Source organism: Microcoleus sp. B4-C1 (genome assembly GCF_036705285.1).
GTDB lineage: Bacteria > Cyanobacteriota > Cyanobacteriia > Cyanobacteriales > Microcoleaceae > Microcoleus.
The window spans coordinates 1-10,193 of sequence record NZ_JAUBUC010000144.1 but is presented as its reverse complement, the minus strand read 5'-3'; the positions used below and the strand labels follow the sequence as shown (position 1 = coordinate 10,193).

Sequence of the window (10,193 nt, the reverse complement as noted above, 5' to 3'; positions counted from 1 at the left end):
CCCGCCCGTCCTTTTTGGACGGGCGGGACGCCCATCCCACTTTCAAGAGTGGAAGTTATTTAATTCTCATTCCTTACTGATTCAAGAATTGAGATAATTGGTGGTATAATTCGCCATCGCGGGCTTCTCTAACCTTAGAGAGAAGCAAGACCGATGCAGAAATACGTCCTAAGAGTTTTGCAATCGCCCCTAGCATCAGGTAAGCTTCTTGTTAATTATTGCGCTCAGTTCAGGAGAAAAAATTTATGGCAGATATGTCCGGTCAAGACCCCTCGGAAATTAAAATGGCGACGGTTGATGAAGAAGAAAAAGGCGCAACGTTTAGCGGTACGGTCATCCTTGCTATCGATGCCGAGGCTGGGGAAGTCGTTTTCTTCAGAGACTTTTTGATTGAAGATTATAAAGGCGAACTTACCGCTTATCTGGCAACAGATGGCAATATAACGAAAAGTATTGATTTAGGCGAACTTAAGCATAAAAGCGGCAGCTTTAAGCTGCCAATTCCGCTGGGGACGGATACATCACCCTACAATACCGTCGTGCTGCGCGACGAAAAAAGCAAGAAAAAAGTTGTGACGATCGAGCTGTAAAATTTGCAATTTAGCTCGTAGTTCAGCCAAATTGGATCGCCCATTTTTTCCTGAAGTACGCGCGAGCGAAGCTATCCCGTAGGGAATCGCTCTTCAATTAAGGTGCGTCACTTTCGCTCGAACAGTCCAGTTGTAAAGTGATGCACCCTAATTTTTAAAATGGAATCGGATCGTAATCGGGATTTTCCGGTTCGTTAGACGAACCCGACTGGCGATCGGACTCAGAATTAGACGACTGATGGGAGTTCCAATCCGAACTAGACGTGCGATTAGGGCCGCTTGGAGCGCTATTAGAACTGCGCTTGTGCGAGCCTAAAGGTACTACATTGCTTGGCACATTAGCCGGGGCGGTGTCGCGAATTTGAGCCGGTTCCGGGGCGGTTCTAGCTGGGGGAGCCGAACTCATGGCATCGGCGCCTACACTGTAAATCCTTTGAGCTGTCAGTTCAGCGCGCTTTTCTTTAATACCATCTCTTTCGATCGTATTCATGCTCAGCCGCCCCTCAATAATCACGCGATCGCCCTCGTGATATTTTTCGTGAATTTCTTGAGCAAAATTTCCCCATCCTATCACTTTCAAATGTTCGGGGGGATCTTCTGGTTTTGGGCCAGGAAACTGCACCAACATCTCAGCGATTTGAAGTTGATTGTCAGGAGTATAACGGAGTTGCGGTTGTTGAATTATTTCCGCCATCAAAATGCAGCTATTCATCTGTTCTCTGTGCGTAATTGGGAATTGGATGTTGAAGAAGGCAGAAGGAAGAAGGAAGACGGAAGACGGAAGACGGAAGACGGAAGACGGAAGACGGAAGAAGGAAGAAGGAAGAAATAGCTATCCGTGTACCGATGACTTGTGGGTCTTGCTTTGGGGAATTGCCAATTGCCAATTGGTAATTACTGATTTTTCTGCGCCCGATCGCTATTAGTTGTCACCATGACGGATTACACGTTACCAAATTTATCTTGGAGAACCGCCGCCTCGGCTTGAGTGACAAAATCGTGAACGAGGGCACGGTACTCCTTCAACGTTTCAGATACCCAATCTCGATCCTCACTGTTGGCGAAGATATGAACGGTCGGTTCACTAGCATCGGGTAAAACTAATACCCAATTGTCGTCGCTGTAGTTAAAAATCTTCACTCCATCTAATAATTCTAAACGATCGGGCGAATGAGTTTCTACTAAATGTCGCATCAGCGAACCCTTGATAGTCCAAGGACAGCGGACGCTGTAACTGCGGTGGGTGATGCGGGGAAGTTCCGCCTTGATCTGTCCGAGCGATCGCTCCTGAATCGTCATCATTTCTATCACTTTAGCAATGCAGAACATTCCGTCAAATCCGGGATGCAACTGCGGGAAAATAAAACCCATAAGGCCGCTGCCGCCCAAAACCACATTCGGGTTCCTGTTAGCGGCTTCCATCAAAGCAGTTGGGTTCGCCTTCGTGCGGATTACCTTGCTTTGATAGCGTCGGGCGATCGCCTCCACCGCAGAAGACGCATGAACCGGCACTACTACTGTACCTTTGGGATGAGAAGTCAGCATCAAATTTACCATCAACGCCGTCAGCATTTCCCCACGAATCGCTATCCCAGACTCATCTACCAAAATGAGCTGTTCGCCGTTAGCCGATACCTGCACTCCAAAATTAGCGCTGAGTGCTTTCACCACCCGGCCGAGTTGGTCGAGCAAATATTCCCGTTCCCCGTTGCTTAGAGAAGTCTGTTTGAGACTGGCATTGAGAACCACCGCATCGCAGCCGAACTTGGCAAGCATTTGGGGCAGAATTGCTCCAGAAACCGCGTAAACGTAATCGATTACCACCTTAGAATTGCTGTAGCGTATTGCCTCAACATTCATCTGCCGCTCAAAAATGCGGTTGTAAACATCGAGAGCTTGGTTAAAGTACGTCATCTCTCCAATTTCGGGAATTAGAGCTCGCCGCAAATCTTCCTTAAAATAAGCCCCCTCGATTTTTTTCTCAGCTCCTTTTGTAATATTGATGCCTTTGATATCGAAGAATTCAATTAAAATGTGGTCGGAGCGATCGGGCGAAATGCGAACATGAATGCCACCAGCAATTGATATCGTAGACGAAACCGTGCGCGCGATCGGAATTGCCGTCGATTCCAAATTGATCACATTAATTCCCACCGACATCAAACCCGCAATCAAAGACCTCGAAACCATCCGCGAAATGCTCCGCTGGTCACGAGAAACCGATACCGCAGTCCCCGGTTTCAAAGTCGAGCCATAAGCCGCGCCCAATTTCACTGCAAATTCCGGGGTAACATCCACATTTGCCAGTCCTTGAACGCCACGCTGACCGAACAAATTCCGCTTAGCTTGTTCTCCCCAAATTAAATTTTGATTTAACAGAGCGCCGGATTCAATATTTTTGCTCGGCCAGACGCGCACGCTCGGCCCCACTTGTGCTTCTTCTCCCACGATGGACATTGAACCGACGACAGCACCTTCGAGGACGTGAGCGCGCCTGTCTACGCGGGTACTCCGGCAAATCACGCAGGCCCTAAGATGAGCGTCTTCACCGACAATTGCTCCGTTCCAGACGATGGGACGTTTGAGATTAGCGTCGGCCCCCACAGTCACGTTATCTCCGATCACAGTACCTGCATCGATTTTAACTCGGGCTCCAATTCGGCAATTGTTGCCGATCATGGCCGGTACTTCGACGATCGCGCTATCGTCAATAAAAGTATTCTGACCTACCCAAAGTCCCGATCGAACTTCGTTGTAGTAGCTCAAATCCAGTTTGACCTTGGCCCGCAGCGCGTCGTACTGAGATTCCCGGTAAACATCTAGCTGGCCGACATCGCACCAGTAACCCTCGGCGATGTAGCCGTACATCGGCTCGTTTTTTTCCAGTAGCAGGGGAAACAAGTCTTTCGAGAAGTCGCACTCCTGATTTACCGGCAGGTAATCCAAGACTTCGGGTTCTAAAATATAAATGCCGGTATTGATAGTATCGGAGAAAATTTCGCTGCTAGAAGGCTTTTCCAGAAAGCGACTGATGCGGTAATTTTCCTCGGTAATCACGACCCCGAATTCCATCGGGTTGGGAACGCGAGTTAAAATTAACGTGGCTTTGGATTGCTGGCTACGGTGAAATTTGATTGCTGCGGTTAAGTCGAAGTCTGTGATGCTGTCGCCGCTGATGACCAAAAAAGTGCGATCGAGCAGTTCAGCAATATTTTTGACGCAACCAGCCGTACCCAGCGGTTGGTCTTCCTCCACAGCGTAAGTCATTTGAACGCCAAACTCTGCCCCGTCAGTAAAATATTCGCGCATGACATCGGGAAGGTAGTGCAGCGTCGCAATAATTTCCGTAATCTGATGCCTTTTTAGCAAATTAATAATGTGTTCTGCGATCGGGCGATTGAGAATCGGCACCATCGGTTTGGGCAAATCGCACGTCAGGGGTCTGAGCCTCGTTCCCGATCCCCCAGCCATCAGCACTGCACGCATAAAATCCTCCTTGCTTAAAAAGCTCTCTACCGCTATTGTCCGCTAGAAAAAGTTTGCCTGCTGTAATTCGTCGGCCGCGAGCTATCAGTTCTTAGTTAATTATCTTCGAGTAGTGACACGTCTGGTAAATCCCGTTCGGCCAGGCCGTCCCCCAACAGCAACCGATTTCAACCGAATTAGAACTTGCGGCATCGCACCACTCCCCCGGTCGAACTCGGATTTGTAGGGGATCTTGGGTGATACCAGTTAAAAAAAAGAATGCAACTGTAGGCCCGTACTCGAAACCCTTATCTCATCAGTCATTCCCAATTCTTTAATTCTTCACTTATTCAATCTTATAAGTCCTCAGAACGATCGACTTTTACCAGAAGTCCCTTCTTGCTTGCTCGGTGAAAGCTATTTCGGGGGTGTTATTTTTAAGTTTGTGGCCAGCGGGGATTTTGCAGTCTCTTTCGGAAGGTGGAATTACTACAGCTATCGGTGTGCCTTGGCGTCTGATAAATGATAGATTAAGGGTAGCGCTTTGACTAGCTGACCCAAAATCCTATCCATTGCTTAGGGGTTTTTTAAATGAGTACGTTAATTAGCTTGGCATTGCTGATCGCTTACGGTGGCGGTATTTGGAAATTTTGGAATGGTTTCGATCGCACTAACTTCGATCGAAGTTTTGCAAATCGCCTGAAGCTCTCCCTGCTCTGGCCCGCGTTAATTTTTAATAAGCCTTACCGCCAAAACTTTACAAAAGCTCTCAAAGCTTCTAAAAGGTAATTCAAGAATGTCTAAAAAGTCCGAACGCCCAGCAAGTACAAGCGAGCAAACTTGGTTTGCCAAAGGCAAATCAGATAGCTGGCAAGTTTTACTATCGCAGGTTGCTGCCCGGTTCGATCGCGAATACCGAGGAGAAGCTTTCGCCTTACCCGAAGAAGTCGAAGCAATGCCGATTTTCCTAGAATCAGTTGCAGGAACTCTCCAAGCAAAAACAGTTTCTCCCTTCTGGAAAATTGCCAAACCTCAAAAAAATCAGCGCTGTTTAGACATAGGCTGCGGAGTCAGCTTTCTCATCTACCCTTGGCGGGAGTGGGAAGCCTATTTTTACGGTCAAGAAATCAGCAGCGCCGCGCGAGACGCCTTAAACGCTCGCGGCCCTCAGCTCAATTCTAAGCTGTTCAAAGGCGTAGAATGGGCTCCCGCTCACCAGTTAAATTACGAGGAGGCTCAGTTCGATTTATGCCTCGCTACAGGCTTTAGCTGTTACTATCCCATAGACTATTGGAATATTGTCATGGGAGAAGTAAAGCGGGTACTAAAACCGGGCGGTCATTTTGTTTTTGATGTCCTCAACCCCAATGCTCCTTTAGCAGAAGATTGGGCAATTTTGGAAACTTATCGAGCCGGCGAAGTATTTTTAGAGACAATAGAAGATTGGGAAAAAATGATTAAAGCTGCAGGCGCTAAGGTAGTAAAAAAGCAAAGCGGCGACTTATTTCAAATGTATAAAGTTCAATACAATTGAGAGGTTAAGGGAAATAGATAATTAGCTTTGTAGTCCAAACTTCAATCGTCCCAAGCCTGGTCAGGCGGACGAAAAACAACTTCGTTCTTAGTTGATAAAGTAGGGTGCGTCAGCAAGTAGAAATTCGTTTGAGAAGCTACAAATATTCAAGCTGACGCACCCTACTAACTACTAACTACTATTGTTTATAATTGCTTATAAACTCAACGAAGTTTTACAATACCGATTGCCAATTAGCGATGCCCAATTAATTTTCGGTAGCCGCAGGAGATGGCGCTGCTTCCGGCGATGGTGACGGCGACACTTCGGCAGCAGGAGATGGCGCTGCTTCCGGCGATGGTGACGGCGACACATCCGGGGCAGGAGATGGTGCAGCTTCGGGCTGCGGAGACTCTTCGGCGGCAGGAGATGGTGCAGCTTCGGGCTGCGGAGACTCTTCGGCGGCAGGAGATGGTGCGGCTTCCGGCGATGGTGACGGCGACTCTTCGGCAGCAGGAGATGGTGCAGCTTCGGGCTGCGGGGACTCTTCGGCGGGTTCCGGTTGAGGAGAAGGCGACTGTTCCGCGGCTGGTTTCGGTTCAGGCGATGGCGACGGTTGAGCCCCTGGCTTGGGTGCAGGCGGCGACGGTTGGGCCCCTGGCTGCGGTTTGTTTGAGGGGGCCGGCGGCTTCTCAAACTGCGGTTGCACTTCAGTAGGCGCTGGGGAGGGCGGCTGGCCTGTTGGTCTGCTGGGCGCTGTGGGGGCGGGCGCTGGCGGCTGCTGGCCTGGTGGGTTGGGCCTGGTTGGGGTGACAGGAATGCCACTACAAACTTTTTCGTCGTACTTAAACTCGACATCCAGTTGGTAAAGCTTGTGCGTGCTGGCTGCTGAAAATGTTAGAGAAGGACTAATAATCGCAATTTTAGCGGCATTATCGAGAATACCGTAACCCGTGGGGACGATCGGCTGTGGCTCGGCCTTGAGCAAGCCTTGAGGGCTGACAACTGCTCCAAAAACTGCTCTTCCTTGGAGTTTTTGTGAGCAAGCTGTTACGGGATAAGGCACAGGCACAGGAGTCGGGCCTGTCATTTCCAAGTCAGGATAAGCCTTTTTGAATTTCTCAAACAAAGCAACATAGGTCTCTCCAGCCGCCAGCAGTGTCTCTCTGTCGGTGGGTAAGTTTGAACCCGGTTGACCGGACTGAGTTTCTGCGATGAGAGTCCTTTTATTGGGATCTTTTTGAGTCAATTTTGGTACTCCATCGGGTCCCACATTCCTGCCAATTGGGAATTCCGGGGTAAAGACTGGAGCTCCGTCTGGAAATAGTGGCAGTCCGCCTCTACTGGCTATAATCCTTTTGAGCGCTTCTGCTTCATCTTCCGAGCCGCCGCCGGGAATCTGGGGCGCTTCATTCAGCGATGGTGGTGGCGGGATATTGCGATCGAAATTACCAGGTAAAGGTGGGAAAAGGAAACCGCTGGGAGGTACGGGTGGGACGAAAGTGGGTATTGGCTGGGAGGGGGCTCTGACTATTGGGGATGGAGTTGTGGGAGGTGGCGGGGCTGTTGGGGCCGTGAAGGGCGGGAGAGGGGAAGGAGGGAGAGGGGAAAAGAATCCAGGAGGGGGCATTCCCGGCGGCATGGCGGGCAAGTTGATGGTATCAGGTGCGGGGGGCAAGGGTGGGGCTAACTTTGGCGCTGGTGGAAGGGGAACTGGTGCGATCGTAAATGGCGTAAATCGCGTATTAGACGGTTTCGGTGGTATGGTTTGTGGCAGGCGGCTGACTTCTGCGGGAGTTAGTTCTACTAAGCCGACAGAACCGGGGATATTTTTTGAGGAATTTCCACCATAAAGTATGTTTGAGAGCGTCGGGGCGGTTGCTCCGAGGACTCCGTGCAGGCCCACAGAAGCTAGGGCTGCCCACCAAAAAGGCTGGCGCAGCGGTTCCGAAAGGGTGTTGGCTAGGGAGGAAGAGTCAGTCATTTAAATTTTAGATTTTAGATTTTAGATTTTAGATTGGGGGATTGGGGGATTGGGAGATTGTTAGATTGGGAGATTGTTAGATTGAGGGATTGGTAATTTATATTGTTGTGGTTGTGATTGAGTGTGAATTCGTTTTAATGAGGAGAGGTTGGAAATTCAAAGGTATAATTTTAGCACGATCGCCCTCGAAGTTGCCCGATCAACCTTGATGAAAATTCATGGGCCCGAAACTGAACCAAATTTATTAAACACGATCGACAAGTTCGATCGATCGGCGTTTCCAATTCGGTTACGCCATCAAAAAACTGATCGAGTGGCTGTCAGCCCAGCCCGCAGCCCCTCGGTGGCACCGCCCCAAAATGAGTACAAGCCCGCGACACTAGCGTCAGGGTCGATTCTAAAAATTGTAAATTAAAGTTCCTGCTCCCTGATTCACTGCGCTGCAAGTAAATCTAAAATCGTAAGGGCGATCGCACTCACGCCGAAGTCTCAAATCCAAAATCCAAAATCCAAAATCCAAAATCGATGGATTCACCAGCGATAGCGGTAATTTTTAAAAGGAGCTCCCTCGATGGTGAGCAAGTCGATGGGATAAATTGGAGCGCCGCTTGCCATATATTGAAACATTTCTCGAACTTCCTCTCCCCGTAGAGACAACTGGTCTAATTCCTTGAGAGAATACCAGCCCGCGCACAAAGTATGCTCATCCGGCTTACTCTTGGGCGGCGTCTTATCTTGTGGACGAGCCACAAAAATGACTCGGAGGCGCACATTGCCCCTAGGCATCACTGTGTGCTCTACTCGGAGAATTCCCTCAACGATGATGGAAATGCCCGCTTCCTCAAAGGTATTACGCATAGCAGCTTCGAGCAAAGTCTCCCCTTTTTCCACTCGCCCTGCTGGGAGATACCACTGCTGCTCGTACTTGCGCTCTTGTACCAGTAGAAAACGGTCTTCTAAGTGAACGACAACTAGGGTAAAATACCATGTTTGAATCGGCTCGCGAGCCATAGAAGTAGATATTCCCTAAGCAAAAGGTTAAACGAGTGGCAGATGTTAGGAATCCAAAGGCGGCAAGCGTCTTTGAACTTGAAAAACAGATCGTAGCACTCCGGCCGCAAAATCTAAAATCTAAAATCTAAAATCTAAAATTGACAATGCCATTACCAACCGTGATTTTACCAGGATATTTTGCTGCTGCTTCCGACTATCGCGAATTAGAAAAATCTCTGGTCGATCGAGGTTTCCCAACAGTAACAGTGCCTCTGGGCAAGGGAGATTGGTTGCCGACTTTTGGCGGGCGGTCGATGGTGCCAATTTTGCGACAGCTCGATCGTACTGTCAAACAAATGTTACAGCAATACGGCGTTCCCCAGATCAATCTCGTTGGTCATTCCGCCGGCGGCTGGATTTCTCGCATCTATTTGGGCGAAAAGCCTTACACGATTCACGGGGATGTGCTTGAGGACGCGGGTTTGTGGGAAGCTCACCCTTATGTGAATACTTTAATCACTTTAGGCACGCCGCACGTCTCTCAAGAGCGCTGGACGCGCAAAAATCTAGATTTTGTCAAAATTCACTATCCGGGGGCTTTTCACCCGCAGGTGCGCTACGTGTGCGCTGCTGGGAAGGCTGTTTTTGGCAAGCGCGGTTTAGGGACTTGGCTGGCTTACAAAAGTTATGAGTTGACTGTGGGGAAGGGCGAAACTTGGGGAGATGGAATTACGCCGGTGGAAGCTGCTGTTTTGGACGGGGCCGAAAATTTGGTGTTGGAGGGGGTTTGGCATTCGCCTCGTTCTCCGGGGAAGTGGTACGGTTCGCCGGAGGTTTTGCCGGCTTGGATTGGGTATTTGTGTTAGAAACGAACCGCGAAGACGCTAAGGACGCGAAGGAAGAAGCAGAAGGTTTAAGGGAAGGATTTAGTTAGATATTTATATTAGGAGCGAGTTTAGTGCTGCAAAACTCGTCCCCGCGATGCTATGTTTGCTTAAATTTTTATGGCTAACTGAATAGATAAAAAAATATTTTATGTGGCATTATCGGTAAGATTCAGAAGTCACGGCGAACAACACAATCAAATTAGAGGTTGGCTGGGTGGAATTGGGCGAAAATGCTACTGTGCGGGACGCAGATAACGAATTTCAGCCGGATGCTTTGTGGAGAATTGATGCGGGAGGTCGCTCGCAAATTAGGGATGATGATTATGTGCGATCGCTATCCCTGCAATCAGCGCACTTTGAAATGCTGCAAAGGGATAAAATTGTAACTGGAAAAAGAGGTAGGTGAACACAAGCTTCAACTCAACCTACAAGAGCTGTGATCGCACTAAGTTATGCTGCGACTACTTCGACAGACCTGAGCATTATATCCATTCAACCTTTGATGCCAAATCTATCATAAAGCATCTTTCTTAACCTATTGCTACCGCGTTTCACGAAGTCATCTTCAGATTCCTCCTCCAAAGGTTCACCAATTTGATTGCTAAAGTCAGATAAAAAAGATTCATTCTGAATTAAGCTCGACACCTCTTCTGAGAATTTTTGCTTTTCATTATTGGAAAATGAGAATGGGAGCATCCCGGTTTTGTAAATGGTTAAAAGTATGATAAGAGCCAAAATTTTTCGCCCTCCGCTATATGATA

Annotated in this window: 11 protein-coding genes and 1 pseudogene; 7 read left to right on the top strand and 5 right to left on the bottom strand. The window is 48.7% G+C overall.

The window, feature by feature from the left end; genetic code table 11:
* Positions 1-245 precede the first annotated feature (245 nt).
* Positions 246-590, top strand: coding sequence for a hypothetical protein (locus QUB26_RS30360; RefSeq protein ID WP_333240135.1), 345 nt, complete (start codon positions 246-248; stop codon positions 588-590).
* Positions 591-744: 154 nt separating this feature from the next.
* Here the strand turns inward: QUB26_RS30360 and QUB26_RS30355 are convergent, their stop codons facing one another.
* The gene (locus QUB26_RS30355; protein WP_333240137.1) at positions 745-1,302 is read right to left on the bottom strand and encodes a single-stranded DNA-binding protein; all 558 of its coding nucleotides are present in this window, start codon (positions 1,300-1,302) and stop codon (positions 745-747) included.
* Between QUB26_RS30355 and QUB26_RS30350 the strand changes: the two genes are divergently transcribed.
* On the top strand, positions 1,289-1,516 hold the full coding sequence (locus QUB26_RS30350; protein ID WP_333303019.1) for a hypothetical protein: 228 nt from the start codon (positions 1,289-1,291) through the stop codon (positions 1,514-1,516). The two genes, QUB26_RS30355 and QUB26_RS30350, sit on opposite strands and share 14 nt — an antisense overlap.
* A 16-nt stretch (positions 1,517-1,532) precedes the next feature.
* Here the strand turns inward: QUB26_RS30350 and QUB26_RS30345 are convergent, their stop codons facing one another.
* Positions 1,533-4,076, bottom strand: coding sequence for a mannose-1-phosphate guanyltransferase (locus QUB26_RS30345; RefSeq protein WP_333240141.1), 2,544 nt, complete (start codon positions 4,074-4,076; stop codon positions 1,533-1,535).
* 570 nt (positions 4,077-4,646) lie between these two features.
* Between QUB26_RS30345 and QUB26_RS30340 the strand changes: the two genes are divergently transcribed.
* Together QUB26_RS30340 and QUB26_RS30335 are read left to right on the top strand one after the other, a co-directional pair.
* Positions 4,647-4,844, top strand: a complete 198-nt coding sequence (locus QUB26_RS30340; RefSeq protein WP_333030091.1) for a hypothetical protein — start codon at positions 4,647-4,649, stop codon at positions 4,842-4,844.
* A gap of 7 nt (positions 4,845-4,851) precedes the next feature.
* Positions 4,852-5,589: a class I SAM-dependent methyltransferase gene (locus QUB26_RS30335; RefSeq protein ID WP_333321021.1), complete on the top strand. Its 738-nt coding sequence runs from the start codon at positions 4,852-4,854 to the stop codon at positions 5,587-5,589.
* 247 nt (positions 5,590-5,836) lie between these two features.
* Here QUB26_RS30335 and QUB26_RS30330 read toward each other — a convergent pair whose 3' ends face one another.
* On the bottom strand, positions 5,837-7,552 hold the full coding sequence (locus tag QUB26_RS30330; protein ID WP_333240143.1) for a hypothetical protein: 1,716 nt from the start codon (positions 7,550-7,552) through the stop codon (positions 5,837-5,839).
* Between the two features lie 148 nt (positions 7,553-7,700).
* Here QUB26_RS30330 and QUB26_RS30325 point away from each other — a divergent pair, with 148 nt between their 5' ends.
* Positions 7,701-7,967 (top strand): hypothetical protein, encoded by a 267-nt coding sequence (locus tag QUB26_RS30325; protein WP_333321019.1) that lies wholly within the window; start codon positions 7,701-7,703, stop codon positions 7,965-7,967.
* Between the two features lie 116 nt (positions 7,968-8,083).
* On the opposite strand, the gene QUB26_RS30320 is transcribed toward QUB26_RS30325, so the two are convergent.
* A complete protein-coding gene (locus QUB26_RS30320; protein WP_333053933.1) occupies positions 8,084-8,563 on the bottom strand; it encodes an NUDIX domain-containing protein in 480 nt (159 codons plus the stop codon).
* A gap of 146 nt (positions 8,564-8,709) precedes the next feature.
* Between QUB26_RS30320 and QUB26_RS30315 the strand changes: the two genes are divergently transcribed.
* Together QUB26_RS30315 and QUB26_RS30310 are read left to right on the top strand one after the other, a co-directional pair.
* A complete protein-coding gene (locus QUB26_RS30315) occupies positions 8,710-9,411 on the top strand; it encodes an alpha/beta fold hydrolase (protein WP_333240144.1) in 702 nt (233 codons plus the stop codon).
* Between the two features lie 235 nt (positions 9,412-9,646).
* The gene (locus QUB26_RS30310; RefSeq protein WP_333321017.1) at positions 9,647-9,838 is read left to right on the top strand and encodes a hypothetical protein; all 192 of its coding nucleotides are present in this window, start codon (positions 9,647-9,649) and stop codon (positions 9,836-9,838) included.
* An 86-nt stretch (positions 9,839-9,924) separates the two neighbouring features.
* Here the strand turns inward: QUB26_RS30310 and QUB26_RS30305 are convergent.
* A pseudogene (locus QUB26_RS30305) lies at positions 9,925-10,193 on the bottom strand (hypothetical protein); the annotation flags it as partial.